This window comes from Pseudomonas sp. GG8, from assembly GCF_052976945.1.
The window spans coordinates 912,937-928,688 of sequence record NZ_JBRIIP010000001.1 but is presented as its reverse complement, the minus strand read 5'-3'; the positions used below and the strand labels follow the sequence as shown (position 1 = coordinate 928,688).

The following is a 15,752-nucleotide window of genomic DNA, read 5'->3' as shown; positions in this document are numbered from 1 at the left end:
GACAGCGCGTCTTCAAACCTTGATTAGCGCTAAAACCCGCTTAGAACTTCGACTGAATCTTCAAACCTGCAACCAGCGCATCGTCAACCTGATCGACGCCACCTGGGTGTTTGATGAATTGCAGGTTGGGACGCACGGTCAGCCAATTGGTGACGTGGAAACCGTAGTAAATCTCGGCGTTGTATTCAGTACTCTGCACCGGCAGATAGTTAGGGTTGTCGTAATCGTCGATCCCGCTGATTTGGTTGACCAGACGTGCACGGTCTTGCGCATCATCATTGACGTGAATCCGAGCGATACCCACGCCCATGTCATCTTTTGGACGCGCATTGAACGGACCTTTGTAGGTCAGGCCGATCTGCTGGTAGTTATCGATGTAGTTGGTAGCCTTGTCATGCACGGTTGCGTTGGCGAACGCACTCAAGCCACGGGCAGCATCGCCGTTGTGGGTGGTGAGTTGCTGCTGTGCCACGACCCACCAGCCATGCTTGCTGCTGTGCGACTGGTATTCCCCGCCCGGGGTGAGTGGCTGCGCCTGACCGTCGGCGCCTTTGTAAACGTCGTCGGCTTTGGCGGTGCTGTAGTAGTAACCGAGACGGTATTCGCCCGGCAGGTCGTTGACCTTCGGCGACCAGACCAACTCGGTGGGGATGATCATGCCTTTGGTACCGCTGCCACTGAGCTTGAAGCCGTTACCGGTTTCCAGGTTGGATGGGTTCTGCTCGAACGCGCCGACCTGTGCATAGAACTCGGGGGTGATGTTGTATTTAACACGTAACGCCCACTGGCTGACCGGCCAGTTGTACCAGATGCTGCCGACCCAGTTACCCACTTGCGAGCCGCAGAACGCAAGGTTCTGGAAGTCGCACGGGAAGCTGTTGAAGTCTTCGCCTGGCCCAAAACGACCAGCTTTAACATCCAGTGCGCCGTCAAAATATTTCTGCTTGGCCCACATTTGCGTCAGGCGCCAGGTCTGACCACGGCCCCAGACTTCCTGTGACGAACTAAAGGTGCCAGCACGCGGATCGCCTATGCGGTCATTGGAGATGTTGCGGCCACTGCGCTCAGTGATCGCCAGTTTGAATTCAGCGTCATGCCAGCCGAGGATTTTTTGCAGATCCAGGTCCACGCCCAGAGCGAACTGATCCGCATAGCGCGCAGTCTTGTCGTTGTTGTAGCCGCCGTGCAAGTTGCTGCCGACTTCCCCTACGTACTCAAGTGAAAAGTCATATCCCTTGTTCAGCAGCTCGGTACGCGTGCCGCCCCAGTCACCCGACATCCACTGCGAGTTCGGATCAAAAGCATCAGCCGCGTGCACGCTTCCAGCCAAGCTTAATGCACCCAAAACAGACAGCGTGCTAATCAGCTTGAATTGGGTAAGCGATTTGGCTTCTTTATGATTCATCCCTTAAATCCTCTTATTGTTATTAGCGCTAGTAGGTGACTTGCATTGACTAACATCGTGTCGCTGGCTGACCGACTGTTAAGGCCTGATCGATCAAACCCGCGATGCTCGGCGCACCCCGTCATTGGTTGCGACTAATTTGCGTGACATTGCCCACACGTTCAGCGGGCTGGGACTTTCCCAAAACCCCGAGCCGCTCACCGCTCTTGGCGTCGAACAGCAACACTTTTGAAGGATCGAACTGCAGGTTCAGTGATTCCCCTACCTGCGGCGCAACGTCCGGCGCCAGGCGGCAGCAGACCTTGCTCTGGTTAAGCGTGACGAACACCAAGGTGTCCGGCCCGGTCGGCTCGGTGACTTGAACTTCGGCGCGAATAGTCGGCAAGCCGTTGGGTTCGACGGGTGCCAGAACGATCTGTTCAGGACGCATGCCGAGAATCACTTCACGGTCTTCCAGGCCCGCATCAAGCATGCCCAGCGGCAGCTCGCAACGCGCCTGACCACTGTCGAGCAGGGCCAGCAGCCGCCCGTCCTTACGTTGCAGGCGCAAGGGGATGAAGTTCATCGGCGGCGAACCGATGAAGCTGGCGACGAACAGGTTGGCCGGATCGTTGTAAATCTGCTTCGGCGTGCCGAACTGCTGAATGATCCCGTCCTTCATCACCGCCACTTTGTCGCCCAGAGTCATGGCTTCGATCTGGTCGTGGGTCACGTAAACCGTGGTGGTTTTCAGGCGCTGGTGCATCAGTTTCATTTCAGTCCGCATCTCGACCCGCAGCTTGGCGTCGAGGTTGGAAAGCGGCTCATCGAACAGGTAGATTTTCGGCCGCCGCGCCAACGCACGACCCATGGCCACACGCTGTTGCTGCCCACCGGAAAGCTGGCCGGGCTTCCGATTGAGCAGGTGTTCGATCTGCAACAGCTTGGCGACCCGCGCGACCTCCTCTTCGATGGCCGCGGGCGCCATCTTGCGGATTTTCAAACCAAACGAGATGTTTTCGCGCACGCTCATGGTTGGGTACAACGCGTAAGACTGGAACACCATGGCGATGTCACGATCCTTGGGGCTCATGCCACTGATGTCCGCGTCATCGATCAGGATCGAGCCGCCGCTGATGTTTTCCAGCCCGGCAATGCAGTTCATCAACGTCGATTTACCGCAGCCCGAAGGACCGACCAGAATCAGAAACTCGCCGTCATCGATCTTCAGTTCGATGTTTTTCAAGGTGTCCGGCAAACCGCTGCCGTAGGTCTTGTTGACGTTGCGCAATTCGAGAGTTGCCATGATTACCCCTTGACCGCGCCGGCCGTCAGCCCACGCAGGAAATACTTACCAGCCAGCACATAGACCAGCAGTGTCGGCAGCCCGGCGATCATCGCCGCTGCCATATCAACGTTGTATTCCTTGGCACCGGTGCTGGTGTTGACCAGGTTGTTCAGTGCCACGGTGATGGGCTGCGAGTCGCCACTGGAGAAGACCACACCGAACAGGAAGTCGTTCCAGATCTGGGTAAACTGCCAGATCAGGCAGACCATGATGATCGGCGTCGACATCGGCAGAATGATCCGGCCGAAGATGGTGAAAAATCCGGCACCGTCCAGCCGCGCAGCCTTGACCAACGCATCCGGAATGCTCACGTAGTAGTTGCGGAAGAACAGCGTGGTGAATGCCAGGCCGTAGACCACATGCACGAACACCAGGCCGGTGGTAGAGGCTGCCAGCCCCATCTTGCCGACCGTGAACGACGCCGGCAGCAGCACGGTCTGGAACGGCAGGAAACAGCCGAACAACAACAGACCGAAAAACAATTGCGAACCCCGAAAGCGCCACATCGCCAGCACGTAACCGTTGATGGCGCCGATGGCGGTGGAGATCAGAACCGCTGGCACGGTGATTTTCACCGAGTTCCAGAAGTAGCCATCGACCGTGGCCCAGGCCTTGACCCACCCCATGCCGGTGACCACTGTCGGCCAGCTCAACAAGTTACCAGTGCTGATGTCTTCCGGAGATTTGAAACTGGTCAGCAGCATCACGATCAGCGGCACCAGATACACCACGACCGCCAACAGCAAGACCGCATAGATCGCGACCCGGCTGATGCTGATGCTGATGGAAGGTTTACCCACCTGACTATTCATGGCGTTTGGTCCTCAGCTCGGAGTACAGATATGGCACGAGGATGGCGAGAATCGCGCCGAGCATCAGGATTGCACTCGCCGAGCCCATGCCCATCTGGCCACGGCTGAAGGTGAACGAGTACATGAACATCGCGGGCAAGTCCGAGGAGTAGCCGGGGCCACCTGCAGTCATCGACGCCACCAAGTCGAAGCTCTTGATGGCGATGTGCGCCAGAATCATCACCGCGCTGAAAAACACCGGGCGCAGGCTTGGCAGCACGACGCGCAGATAGATGGTTGGCAGGCTCGCGCCGTCGATCTGCGCGGCACGAATGATCGACTGATCGACCCCGCGCAACCCGGCGAGAAACAGTGCCATAACGAACCCGGAAGACTGCCAGACCGCTGCGATCACCAGGCAGTACACGACGCGGCTCGGGTCGACCAGCCAATCCAGGCGGAAGCCTTCCCAGCCCCAGTCACGGAGCATTTTGTCCAGACCAAGACCGGGGTTGAGCAGCCATTTCCAGGCCGTACCGGTGACGATCATCGACAGCGCCATCGGGTACAAATAGACCGTGCGGATAAAACCTTCACGACGGATGCGCTGGTCCAGCAGGACCGCGAGCACGACACCCAGCACCAGACTGATGCCTATGAACATGCCGCCGAATACCGCCAGGTTCTTGCTCGCCACCCACCAACGATCGTTGTCGAGCAGACGTGTGTATTGCTGCAAACCCGCCCACTTGTAGCTGGGCATAAACGTTGAATTGGTGAACGAAAGTACAAACGTCCACAGGATATAACCATAGAAACCGACCAGCACGATCAGCATGCTTGGCGCCAACACCAACTTGGGCAGCCAGCGTTGCAGCACATCGAACGGTGAGGCCTTGCTGAACACAGCGACAGAGCTCATCTGAAAAATCCAGTTCGAGAACAAGGAATCCAGGCCGAACGCCAGCGTGAAACCCGTTAAGGTTTCAGCAGCATGCGCTACGGCTGGGGTGTACCGCTGGCGAACCAGCGGTGATTCAATAGTCGATTACTTGGCTGACTGGATGCCCGAGTACAGCTTTTTGACGACGGCTTGCGGGTCCGCTTTCGGGTCGCTCATGAAATTAGTGACCGTGTCGAAGATCGCGCCCTGCACAGCGAGCGAGGTGGCCATGTTGTGCGCCATGCTTGGCTCAAGTTTGCCGTTCTTGTCGGCGTCCTTGAAGTCCTTTGCCGAGGCCTGACCACAACTGTCGAACTTGCTCATGTCCAGATCGTTACGAACCGGGATCGAGCCTTTGTTCTGGTTGAACACGTATTGGAACTCAGGCTCGAGGGCGATTTTTGCCACATCGTTCTGAGCCGCGAGGTTGCCAGGAGTATTGTTTTTGGCAGACAACTTGAACATCGCCAGCGAATCGATGTTGTAGGTGTAGCTGCCTTGGGTGCCAGGGAAAGGAACGCATTGGTAGTCTTTACCGGCAACCTTACCGGCGGCACTCCACTCGCTCTTGGCCCAGTCGCCCATCATCTGCATACCGGCCTTGCCCTGAATGACGTCAGCCGCTGCAAGGTTCCAGTCACGCCCGGCACGGTTGTTGTCCATGTAGCCAATGAGTTTTTTCAGCGTGGCGAACACCTCGACCATCTTGTCGCCCGTCAGGGTTTTCTCGTCGAGATCAAGGAAGGCTTTTTTGTAGCCATCCGGCCCCATGATGCTCAGCACCAGGTCTTCGAATACCGTGCTGTCCTGCCAAGGTTGGCCACCATGGGCCAAGGGGATGAAGCCGGCTGCCTTGAGCTTGTCACCTGCCGCGAAGAACTCATCAAGGGTGACAGGCGCTTTGTCGATACCGGCTTTCTTGAACACTTCCGGGTTGATCCACAACCAGTTCACCCGGTGAATGTTCACCGGCACCGCCACGTAGTGACCTTCGTACTTCATGGTGTCGGAGACGGTTTTGGACAGCAGCTTGTCCCAGTTATTGGCTTTCGAAACGTCGTCGAGGTTGGTCAGCAGGCCCAAGGCGCCCCACTCTTGCAGGTCCGGACCTTTGATCTGTGCAGCAGAAGGTGGATTGCCAGACACCGCACGGGTCTTCAGTACGGTCATGGCCGCTGCACCACCGCCACCGGCGACGGCGCTGTCCTGCCAGCTATAGCCGTCTTTTTCGACCAGCTTTTTCAGGACATCGACAGCCTTTGCTTCGCCGCCCGACGTCCACCAGTGGACCACTTCCACGGTGCCTTTTGAACCGGCAGGCGCATCCGCAGCAAGAACGCTCAGAGGGAACAACGAGGCGAGGGAAATGACAGCAGCGAGGCGGGAGATCGAATTCATCTGATTACCTTTTCTTGTTGTTATGCATGAGCAAGTCTGGTGCTTGCGCTGCATAGATTTTAACCAAGGGTTTCGGCGCCATGGTAACGAAGGGACGCGCAAAGGTCACAGCCTGGTTACATAAAGGAAACAGTCGTAGAAAGGCCTGTCAGTCGTGGGTTCGCGGCAGGCGCAAGGTCACACGCAATCCGCCTTCGCGGAGGTTTTGCAGGCTCACTTCTCCGCCATGGCTGTGGGCAATATTGCGCGCAATACCCAAGCCCAGGCCGTAACCCTGTTGTTGCTTGCCTGCCAGGCGAAAATGCGGCTCGAATACTTGTTCCTGGCGCTGCTCGGGCACACCGGGACCCTCGTCATCGACGTGCAGGACGAACGCTTCGGCGTCGTCATCGACATGCAGGTGGGCCTTCTGCCCGTATTTGAGCGCGTTGTCGATCAGGTTGCCGATGCAGCGTTTGAGCGCCAGTGGCTTGCCCGGATAAAACGCGGCGGCCTTCCCCTGCTGAGTGACACGGCCATTGCCGGTTGGCGAAAGGTAGGGTTCGACCAGACAATGCAGCACCTGATTGAGGTCCACCGGTTCAATGTTTTCGTGGATATCCGTATCTTTCACGCATTGCAGCGCGCCTTTGACCAATAACTCCAACTCGTCGAGGTCGCGACTGAATTTTGCTTGCACCGCCTCATCGTCCAACAGCTCGACCCTCAGCCGCAGACGCGTGATGGGCGTACGCAAATCGTGGGAAATCGCGCTGAACAGCTGGCTGCGTTCCGAGAGGTAGCGACTGATACGCTCGCGCATGGCGTTGAACGCCCGGCTGACTTCCACCACCTCGCTGCCCCCACCTTCGACGACCGGTTCGACCACCGTACCCAGCGACATTTCCCGCGCCGCGCGGGCCAGACGCTTGAGCGGGCGACTTTGCCAATGCACCAACAGGCCGATAAACAACAACAGAAAGCTGCTGGTCAGCACGATGAACCAGACCTGCTGCGCCGGCAGATCCTGCTCTTCGAGCGTGGTGTAGGGTTCGGGCAGCAACGAAGCGATGTACAACCATTCGCCGGCCGCCAGTTCGATCTGGGTGACCAGAACGGGCGGATTGATCGGTTCCAGACTCAAGGCGTAATGCGCCCAGGAGCGCGGCAGCTCATCCAGCTTGATGCCACCGTTAAAAATCCGCAGGTCTTCGGGTCGCACGAAACTCACCGAAATATTCGGCTCACTGCCGAGACGCTGACGCAGCACTTCATCGACCGCGTTCAGCACTGCGGTCTTGCGCGGAGTCGGCCCCAGCACTTCCATTTCCAACGGTTTGTCATTCAGGGTCACGACGAAGCGTGTACCGCCCATGCTGCGCAATTGATCGAGCACCAGCGGACGATAAGCCACCGGCAGTGATTGGAAGTAACTGACGCTGGCGGCCATGGAGTGCGCGAGGCTGCGGGCGCTGGTGACCAAGCCTTCCATTTTCGTGGCGCGCAATTGCGACAACCAGATCGCGCTGGACAATCCCTGCGCCAGCAGCACGACCAACAACGTCAGCAACAGCATGCGACCCAGCAACGAGTGCGGCACCAGCAGACGCCAACCTTTTTCAGTAGCCATGGTTGACCAACGACGTGACATTCGCAGCCAACAGGTAGCCACTGCCACGCACGGTACGAATCAGCCGCGGCGCCTTGCCGGTATCTCGCAATCGTTGACGCAGACGGCTGACAGCCATGTCGACAATGCGCTCCAGAGGCATCAGTTCACGACCCCGAGTGGCATTGCCAATAGTGTCGCGATCGAGGATTTGCTGCGGGCGATCCAGAAACAATTTGAGCAAGGCAAAATCGGCACCGGAGAGGATCACTTCCTCGCCATCATTGTGAAAGAGTCGGTGACTGACCATATCCAGCCGCCATTCATCGAACATCAGTACCTCACCGGCGCCACGCTCATGGCCGAATTGCGCACGTCGCAACAGGGCCTTGATTCGAGCCTGCAGTTCGCGGGGACTGAAAGGCTTGCCCAGATAATCATCAGCGCCCAATTCCAGGCCAATCACCCGATCGGCTTCGTCGGAACTGGCCGTGAGCATGATGATCGGGACCTGGGACTGACGCGGATGCTGACGCACCCAGCGGCACAGACTGAAACCATCTTCGTCGGGCAGCATGACATCGAGGATCACCAGATCGCTGGGTTCTTCGTTGAGCGCCTGGCGAAAACCGGCACCATCGCCCACCGTGCGCACGACGAAGCCACAACGACTCAGGTAGGTTTGCAGCAATTCACGAATTTCCTGATCATCATCGACCAGCAAAATCGACTTACTGACTGAACTCACATCCATCGTCCTTGTTCTGAATAAAACATGCGCCTCATGAACGAGGCCTGGCACAGGTTACACGGTCCCAGACTGCGCCGAGCGCAACAGGTTCAATACAGCCCTCAGCCAAATGCCTGCTGCAACGCCACACCCGCCCCCATCAAACCGGGGTATTCGGCGGTCACCAGCCATACTGGAATGCCCTTGAAATAATCTTTCATCAAGCCTTTTTCGGCAAAGGACCGGGCAAAACCGCTGGCGATGAAAAAGTCGGTGAAGCGCGGCACGACCCCGCCCACGATATAGACACCGCCACGACCGCCGACGGTCAGCACGTTATTACCCGCCACCCGTCCCAGCCAGCAACAGAACTGCTCCAGCACCGCCGCAGCCACCGGATCGCCTGCCAGCGCCGCCGAGGTGATGGCGGCCGGTGATTTAAGCGTGGGCTCAATGTTATCCAGCGAACAGCTAACCTTGTACAAGAGCAACAACCCACTGCCGCTGAGCACGGTTTCGGCACTGACATGCTCGTGCTCGGTCATCAGGCGCGCCCATATCTGCGCTTCACGTGGAGTGCCGAGCGGCAGATCCACATGCCCGCCCTCCCCCGGCAACGCCATCCAGTGGTTGTCGGCGAGAGGCAACAAGGTGCCCACGCCAAGCCCGGTCCCCGGACCGATCACCACCCGTGGACGAGCTTCCTCGGGGATGCCGTGGCAGACCGTCAGGTACTCATCATCACGCAGACGCGTCATGCCCAGCGCCATCGCAGAGAAGTCATTGATCAGCAGCAGGTTATCCAGCTTCAGGCGCGCACAGAACGCCGCGCGGCTAATGCGCCAGTGGCTGTTGGTGAAGTGAAATTCGTCGCCGCCCACCGGCCCGGCAACCGCCAGACAGATGGAGCCGACTTCGCCCGGATGCAGGTCCAGGTCTTCGAGATAGACCTCAAGGGCTTTTTCCGGGCTGGCGTAATCGATGGTCGGGAAGACCCGGATCGAATGCAACTGACCGTCTTCCCAGATGGCAAAACGCGCATTGGTGCCGCCAATATCACCGACCAAAGCCAATTTCACTTAAGCGTCTCCAGACCCGAAGTAAAGGCACTCGCGCCCTGCTCTGCCGAGCTGAAGGCCATACGCATGAAGCCAAACAGCTCGCGTCCACAACCGACACCGTTGTCGAGCAGACCAATCGCTGGCTCTCTGGCGGCCAATTCTGCGGGCTCGACCAGAACCTGCAATGTACCTTTAACGCCGTCGACGCGAATGATATCTCCGTCACGAACCAGCGCTAAAGGTCCGCCGTCGAAGGCTTCAGGGCAGACATGGATCGCTGCCGGAATCTTCCCGGACGCACCGGACATGCGCCCATCGGTGACTAGCGCGACTTTAAAACCACGGTCCTGCAGCACGCCAAGGAACGGCGTCATCTTGTGCAGCTCGGGCATGCCATTGGAACGCGGCCCCTGGAAGCGCATCACCGCAACGAAGTCGCGCTCCAGTTTGCCAGCCTTGAATGCGTCGGCCAGGTCCTGCTGATCCTGGAACACCAGCGCCGGGGCTTGTATCACTTGATGTTCAGGCGCCACAGCGGAGACTTTCATCACCCCGCGACCGAGGTTGCCTTCCATCACGCGCAAACCGCCTTCAGGCGAAAATGGCCGCGCAACAGGGCGCAGGATGTCTTCATCCAGGCTTTCGATAGGCCCTTCGCGCCAGACCAGCTTGCCGTCTTCGAGGAACGGTTCGCGGGTGTAACGGCTCAGGCCGAAACCGGCGACGGTGTTGACGTTTTCGTGCAGCAGCCCGGCTTCCAGCAGTTCACGGATCAGGAACGACATGCCGCCCGCCGCCTGGAAGTGGTTGATGTCGGCCTTGCCGTTTGGATAAACGTGGGTCAGGGTCGGCACCACTTCCGACAGATCCGCCATGTCCTGCCAGGTCAGCTTGATACCGGCAGCCATGGCAATCGCTGGCATGTGCAACGTGTGGTTGGTCGAGCCGCCAGTGGCGTGCAGGGCAACGATGGAGTTGACCAGCGAACGCTCGTCGACGATCTCGCCCAGTGGCATGAAGTCGCCACTTTGCTTGGTCAGACGCGTGACCTGGTGCGCCGCTTCGCGGGTCAGGGCATCGCGCAACGGCGTGTACGGGTTGACGAACGAGGCACCCGGCAAGTGCAGACCCATGACTTCCATCAGTAACTGATTGGTGTTGGCAGTGCCATAGAACGTACAGGTGCCGGGGCTGTGGTAGGACTTCATCTCCGATTCCAGCAGCTCTTCCCGGCTGGCCTTGCCTTCGGCGTAGCGTTGACGGACGTCGGCTTTTTCCTTGTTCGAGATACCCGATGGCATCGGCCCGCCCGGCACGAACAGCGTTGGCAAGTGACCAAAACGCAATGCACCCATCAGCAGGCCCGGCACGATCTTGTCGCAGATACCCAAGCACAACGTAGCGTCGAACATGTTGTGCGACAGCGCGATGGCGGTGGCCATGGCGATCACTTCACGGCTGGCGATGCCCAGCTCCATGCCCGGCTCGCCTTGGGTCACGCCGTCACACATTGCCGGCACACCACCGGCGAACTGGCCGACCGAGCCGATATCGCGCAAGGCCTGTTTGAGCTGGTCCGGGAAATGCTCGTATGGCTGATGCGCCGACAGCATGTCGTTATAAGACGAAACAATGGCCACGTTGGCGGCGTTCATCATTTTCAGGCTTTGCTTGTCTTCGGTGCCGCAGCCCGCGACACCATGAGCAAAGTTGGCGCATTGCAGCTTGCCGCGCATAGGGCCGTCACTGGCGGCGCCGTGGATCATTTGCAGATAGCGCTCGCGCGTCGCACGACTACGGGCGATTAGCCGCTCAGTTACCTCAAGAACGCGGGGATGCATGTGATGAACTCCAGGCTTACGGATAGGTGACCCGTTCAGGTGATTCCAATTATCGACTGTGCGGCCTAGGCTGAGCAAAGGCTTGAAGTCGAACATCTGAACCGGACTTACGGGCTACTCGTTGTAGATAAAACAAAATATTGCCATTAAAAAGGCTTGTTTTCTATTTTTATGCGAATAATCTTGTAATTCCAACAACAAATTTAAAAGAGGACGGCTGCATGACGCTTCGTATCGCTATCAATGGCTTTGGCCGCATTGGCCGCAATGTCCTACGCGCACTCTATACCCAAGGCTATCGAGAGGACCTGCAGGTCGTCGCCATTAACGACCTGGGTGACAGCGCGATCAACGCGCACCTGCTGCAATTCGATACCACCCACGGCCATTTTGGCGGCACAGTAAAATTCGACCATGAAAGCCTGACCGTCAACGGTGACCGAATCGCGGTCAGCGCCATCCGCAATCCGGCAGAGCTGCCGTGGAAGGCAGAAAACATTGATGTGGTGTTCGAATGCACCGGCCTGTTCACCGACCGCAACAAAGCCGCTGCGCATATTACTGCCGGCGCGCGCAAAGTAATCGTCTCGGCCCCGTCCAAAGGCGCGGACGCCACCGTGGTTTACGGCGTCAACCACGACATCCTGCGTCAATCGCATCAGATTATTTCCAACGCATCCTGCACCACCAACTGCCTGGCGCCCATCGCACAGATTCTGCACCGTGAATGGGGGATTGAAAGCGGTTTGATGACCACCATCCACGCCTACACCAATGACCAGAATCTGACCGACGTGTACCACACCGACCTGTACCGTGCGCGCTCGGCCACCCAGTCGATGATCCCGACCAAGACGGGTGCAGCAGAAGCCGTCGGCCTGGTGCTACCGGAACTGGCAGGCAAACTCAACGGCATGGCGGTTCGCGTCCCGGTGATCAACGTATCGCTAGTGGACCTGACCGTGCAGCTCAAGCGCGAAGCCACGGCTGAAGAAGTCAACGCGATCTTCAAAGAAGCCAGTCAGCACTCGAAAATCCTCGGCTACAATACCCTGCCGCTGGTGTCCCACGACTTCAACCACAACCCGCTGTCGTCGATCTTCGATGCCAACCACACCAAGGCTAACGGCAAGCTGATGAAAGTGCTGGCCTGGTATGACAACGAATGGGCATTCTCCAACCGCATGCTGGACAACTGCCTGGCGCTGCATAACGCCCAGTAAAACCATCTTGCATGAGGGCTTCAAGCACGGCCAGCCCTGTTAAGCTGGCCGGGTTGTCAAATGGACAGACGCCTCATGCCCCTCGAGACCAAGACCGGAACACCGCACCGGTCAATCCTTTCACGCCGTTTGTTTGCCATCCTTGCTTACGTCAGTGTAGGGATCGGGCTGATCGGCATCGTCGTGCCCGGCTTGCCCACCACCGAATTTGTCCTGCTGGCCGCGTGGGCTGCGACCAAAAGTTCGCCACGCCTGAGCGCGTGGCTGGAAAACCATCGCCTGTTTGGACCCATCCTGAATAACTGGCGCAACGGGCGTTTGATCACCCGTCGCGCGAAAATCAGCGCCACCCTGAGCATGGTGCTGTGTGCCAGCATCATGCTAATCCTGCTTGAACACCACTGGCCGGTGTACCTCGCCATCGCGGGCATGAGCCTGGGAAACCTGTGGATCTGGTCGCGACCCGAGCCCGTGAATGCATAACCCTCCTAAACGCCTGCCATGGGCTGTTGCTGCAATGCGACATTTTCAATCGGAATGCCTACGGCATCATTAGCAATCACGTTGCATAAGAGGCTCTGTTGACCTACGTCATATTTAGCGGCAGTCATGGCACCTACCCTGAGGCACTACTTCTCCTGGATGGAGCTGCGCAATGTCTCAAGCTACCGGCAAACTTAGGCTCGGCGCACTTGTCGCGCTTGTCGTAGGATCAATGATCGGGGGAGGCATCTTTTCGCTCCCGCAGAACATGGCAGTCAGTGCCGACGTAGGCGCGATTTTAATCGGTTGGGCCATTTCAGCGGTGGGTATGTTGACCTTGGGTTTCGTGTTCCAGACCCTGGCCAACCGCAAGCCCGATCTTGATGGTGGGGTCTACGCCTACGCCAAGGCAGGTTTCGGCGACTACATGGGGTTCTCGTCCGCGTGGGGTTACTGGATCAGTGCGTGGTTGGGCAACATTGGCTACTTCGTTCTGCTGTTCAGCACCCTCGGTTACTTCTTCCCGATTTTTGGCCAGGGCAACACGCTAGCGTCGATCATCGGCGCTTCAGTGCTGCTGTGGGCGGTGCACTTTCTGGTGTTGCGCGGGATCAAGGAGGCGGCGTTCATCAATCTGGTGACCACCGTCGCCAAAGTCGTACCGTTGCTGCTGTTCGTGTTGATCGCCCTCTTCGCGTTCAAGCTGGACATCTTCACTGCTGACATTTGGGGCTTTAAAAACCCGGATCTGGGCAGTGTGCTGAATCAGGTCCGCAACATGATGTTGGTCACCGTTTGGGTGTTCATCGGCATCGAAGGCGCAAGCATCTTCTCCGCCCGCGCCGAGAAACGTTCGGACGTGGGCAAGGCCACCATCATCGGTTTCATCACCGTGCTGCTGTTTCTGGTACTGGTGAACGTATTGTCGCTGGGCATCATGACCCAGCCCGAGTTGGCCAAACTGCAAAACCCTTCCATGGCCGCCGTGCTTGAACACGTCGTAGGGCATTGGGGTGCAGTGCTGATCAGCGTTGGTCTGGTTATTTCCCTGCTCGGTGCGCTGTTGTCGTGGGTGCTGCTGTGCGCAGAGATCATGTTCGCCGCAGCCAAAGACAGCACCATGCCAGCGTTCCTCAAAAAGGAAAATGCCAACCACGTGCCGGCCAATGCCTTGTGGCTGACCAACGGTCTGGTTCAGGTTTTCCTGATCATCACCCTGTTCTCGGCCAGCACCTACCTGTCACTGATCTACCTCGCCACCTCGATGATTTTGATTCCATACCTGTGGTCGGCGGCGTATGCCCTGTTGCTGGCGGTGCGCGGCGAGACCTATGAGCAAGCCTTGACCGAACGCAAGAAGGACCTCGCTATCAGCGCCGTCGCGCTGACCTACGCGATCTGGTTGATCTACGCCGGCGGCATGAAGTACCTGCTGCTGTCGGCGCTGCTTTATGCCCCGGGGGTGATCCTGTTTGCCAAGGCGAAACATGAAGCAGGCCAACCCGTTTTCACCAACGTTGAGAAGCTGATCTTTGTCGCAGTGGTCATCGGCGCGCTGGTTGCCGCCTATGGTCTCTACGACGGCTTCCTGACCCTGTAACACCCATGCGTACATCATTGGAGGAATACAGATATGTCCACCGATAAAGTCAAACTTGGCGTTCACTCTGAAGTTGGCAAACTTCGAAAAGTCATGGTGTGCTCACCAGGCTTGGCGCATCAACGCCTGACTCCGACTAACTGCGACGAGTTGCTGTTCGATGACGTGCTGTGGGTCGGTCAGGCCAAGCGCGATCACTTCGACTTCGTCACTAAAATGCGTGAGCGCGGCACTGAAGTGCTGGAAATGCACAACCTGCTGACCGACATCGTCGCGTTTCCAGACGCACTGGACTGGATTCTCGAACGCAAGATTTCCCCCAACCTGGTGGGTGTTGCCCTGGTCGATGAAGTCGACGCCTGGGTGCGCAGCCTGGAGCCACGCCAGATCGCCGAATTCCTGATTGGCGGGGTATCGGCCGATGATCTGCCGACCAGCTTCGGCGGCAAGACCATCGAAATGTTCCGCGATTTCCTCGGTCACTCCAGCTTCATCCTGCCTCCACTGCCCAACGCTATATTCACCCGCGACACCACCTGCTGGATTTATGGCGGTGTGACCCTGAATCCGATGTATTGGCCTGCCCGTCGTCAGGAAACCCTGCTGGCCAGCGCCATCTATAAATTCCACCCGGAGTTCACCAACGCCGACTTCCAAGTCTGGTACGGCGACCCCGATCTGGATCATGGCAACGCCACCCTTGAAGGCGGCGATGTCATGCCTATCGGCAACGGTGTGGTACTGATCGGCATGGGCGAGCGCACCTCGCATCAGGCCATTGGTCAACTGGCGCAGAACTTGTTCAAAAACAATGCGGTCGAACGGGTCATTGTCGCGGGTCTGCCAAAGTCCCGCTCTGCGATGCACCTGGATACCGTGTTCAGTTTCTGCGACCGCGATCTGGTGACGATTTTCCCGGAAGTGGTCAGCCAGATCGTCGCGTTCAGCCTGCGCCCCGATGACAGCAAGCCGGGCGGCATTGACGTGCGTCGCGAAAAAACCAACTTCCTTGATACCGTGGCCGCTGCGCTCAATCTCAAAACCCTGCGCGTGGTCGAAACCGGTGGTAACAGCTTCGCCGCCGAACGCGAGCAATGGGATGACGGCAACAACGTGGTCGCGCTGGAACCGGGCGTGGTCATCGGCTACGACCGTAATACGTACACCAATACTCTGCTGCGCAAGGCCGGGGTCGAAGTCATTACCATCAGCGCCAGCGAACTCGGCCGGGGTCGCGGCGGTGGTCACTGCATGACCTGCCCGATCCTGCGCGACCCGATCGATTACTGATACATCGATCACCCACATGTGCCCTGGCTTGGCCCTATCCCGTGCCAGCCAGGGAGATAACCGAAACCCAAG

Annotated in this window: 13 protein-coding genes; 4 read left to right on the top strand and 9 right to left on the bottom strand. The window is 58.1% G+C overall.

The features are described from left to right. Window positions 1-40 precede the first annotated feature (40 nt). From ACVBEG_RS04565 to edd, 9 genes are all read right to left on the bottom strand, one after another. The gene (locus ACVBEG_RS04565) at window positions 41-1,405 is read right to left on the bottom strand and encodes a carbohydrate porin (RefSeq protein WP_323566275.1); all 1,365 of its coding nucleotides are present in this window, start codon (window positions 1,403-1,405) and stop codon (window positions 41-43) included. Window positions 1,406-1,526: 121 nt separating this feature from the next. Next, the gene (locus ACVBEG_RS04560) at window positions 1,527-2,690 is read right to left on the bottom strand and encodes an ABC transporter ATP-binding protein (protein ID WP_322178064.1); all 1,164 of its coding nucleotides are present in this window, start codon (window positions 2,688-2,690) and stop codon (window positions 1,527-1,529) included. Between the two features lie 2 nt (window positions 2,691-2,692). Further along, a complete protein-coding gene (locus ACVBEG_RS04555) occupies window positions 2,693-3,544 on the bottom strand; it encodes a carbohydrate ABC transporter permease (RefSeq protein WP_447107412.1) in 852 nt (283 codons plus the stop codon). Next, the gene (locus ACVBEG_RS04550) at window positions 3,537-4,445 is read right to left on the bottom strand and encodes a carbohydrate ABC transporter permease (RefSeq protein ID WP_322178063.1); all 909 of its coding nucleotides are present in this window, start codon (window positions 4,443-4,445) and stop codon (window positions 3,537-3,539) included. Before ACVBEG_RS04550 ends, ACVBEG_RS04555 begins: the two co-directional genes overlap by 8 nt. Before the next feature lie 126 nt (window positions 4,446-4,571). Continuing rightward, window positions 4,572-5,864 carry an ABC transporter substrate-binding protein gene (locus ACVBEG_RS04545; protein WP_322178062.1) on the bottom strand — a complete coding sequence of 431 codons (1,293 nt, stop codon included), beginning with the start codon at window positions 5,862-5,864 and terminating at the stop codon, window positions 4,572-4,574. A 148-nt stretch (window positions 5,865-6,012) separates the two neighbouring features. Further along, window positions 6,013-7,473, bottom strand: a complete 1,461-nt coding sequence (locus tag ACVBEG_RS04540; protein WP_447107411.1) for an ATP-binding protein — start codon at window positions 7,471-7,473, stop codon at window positions 6,013-6,015. Further along, entirely contained in the window at window positions 7,463-8,206 is a 744-nt protein-coding gene (locus ACVBEG_RS04535; RefSeq protein ID WP_416151985.1) for a response regulator, read from the bottom strand. The genes ACVBEG_RS04540 and ACVBEG_RS04535 overlap by 11 nt, the downstream gene beginning before the upstream one ends. 98 nt (window positions 8,207-8,304) lie before the next feature. Continuing rightward, on the bottom strand, window positions 8,305-9,261 hold the full coding sequence (locus ACVBEG_RS04530) for a glucokinase (RefSeq protein ID WP_322215158.1): 957 nt from the start codon (window positions 9,259-9,261) through the stop codon (window positions 8,305-8,307). Continuing rightward, window positions 9,258-11,084 carry a phosphogluconate dehydratase gene (edd, locus tag ACVBEG_RS04525; RefSeq protein ID WP_322178058.1) on the bottom strand — a complete coding sequence of 609 codons (1,827 nt, stop codon included), beginning with the start codon at window positions 11,082-11,084 and terminating at the stop codon, window positions 9,258-9,260. Before edd ends, ACVBEG_RS04530 begins: the two co-directional genes overlap by 4 nt. 221 nt (window positions 11,085-11,305) lie before the next feature. Between edd and gap the strand changes: the two genes are divergently transcribed. The 4 genes from gap (at window position 11,306) to arcA (ending at window position 15,680) form a co-directional block, all read left to right on the top strand. Further along, entirely contained in the window at window positions 11,306-12,307 is a 1,002-nt protein-coding gene (gene gap, locus ACVBEG_RS04520; protein WP_322178057.1) for a type I glyceraldehyde-3-phosphate dehydrogenase, read from the top strand. Between the two features lie 75 nt (window positions 12,308-12,382). Next, on the top strand, window positions 12,383-12,790 hold the full coding sequence (locus ACVBEG_RS04515) for a YbaN family protein (protein WP_322178056.1): 408 nt from the start codon (window positions 12,383-12,385) through the stop codon (window positions 12,788-12,790). 172 nt (window positions 12,791-12,962) lie between these two features. Next, the gene (gene arcD / locus ACVBEG_RS04510) at window positions 12,963-14,390 is read left to right on the top strand and encodes an arginine-ornithine antiporter (protein WP_322178055.1); all 1,428 of its coding nucleotides are present in this window, start codon (window positions 12,963-12,965) and stop codon (window positions 14,388-14,390) included. Window positions 14,391-14,423: 33 nt separating this feature from the next. Further along, window positions 14,424-15,680, top strand: coding sequence for an arginine deiminase (gene arcA / locus ACVBEG_RS04505; protein WP_322178054.1), 1,257 nt, complete (start codon window positions 14,424-14,426; stop codon window positions 15,678-15,680). Window positions 15,681-15,752: the final 72 nt, after the last annotated feature.

Coding starts and splice junctions, on each gene's coding strand:
- ACVBEG_RS04565 (WP_323566275.1), bottom strand. CDS start 1,405: ATGAATCATAAAGAAGCCAAATCGCTTACCCAATTCAAGCTGATTAGC.
- ACVBEG_RS04560 (WP_322178064.1), bottom strand. CDS start 2,690: ATGGCAACTCTCGAATTGCGCAACGTCAACAAGACCTACGGCAGCGGT.
- ACVBEG_RS04555 (WP_447107412.1), bottom strand. CDS start 3,544: ATGAATAGTCAGGTGGGTAAACCTTCCATCAGCATCAGCATCAGCCGG.
- ACVBEG_RS04550 (WP_322178063.1), bottom strand. CDS start 4,445: ATGAGCTCTGTCGCTGTGTTCAGCAAGGCCTCACCGTTCGATGTGCTG.
- ACVBEG_RS04545 (WP_322178062.1), bottom strand. CDS start 5,864: ATGAATTCGATCTCCCGCCTCGCTGCTGTCATTTCCCTCGCCTCGTTG.
- ACVBEG_RS04540 (WP_447107411.1), bottom strand. CDS start 7,473: ATGGCTACTGAAAAAGGTTGGCGTCTGCTGGTGCCGCACTCGTTGCTG.
- ACVBEG_RS04535 (WP_416151985.1), bottom strand. CDS start 8,206: ATGGATGTGAGTTCAGTCAGTAAGTCGATTTTGCTGGTCGATGATGAT.
- edd (WP_322178058.1), bottom strand. CDS start 11,084: ATGCATCCCCGCGTTCTTGAGGTAACTGAGCGGCTAATCGCCCGTAGT.
- gap (WP_322178057.1), top strand. CDS start 11,306: ATGACGCTTCGTATCGCTATCAATGGCTTTGGCCGCATTGGCCGCAAT.
- ACVBEG_RS04515 (WP_322178056.1), top strand. CDS start 12,383: ATGCCCCTCGAGACCAAGACCGGAACACCGCACCGGTCAATCCTTTCA.
- arcD (WP_322178055.1), top strand. CDS start 12,963: ATGTCTCAAGCTACCGGCAAACTTAGGCTCGGCGCACTTGTCGCGCTT.
- arcA (WP_322178054.1), top strand. CDS start 14,424: ATGTCCACCGATAAAGTCAAACTTGGCGTTCACTCTGAAGTTGGCAAA.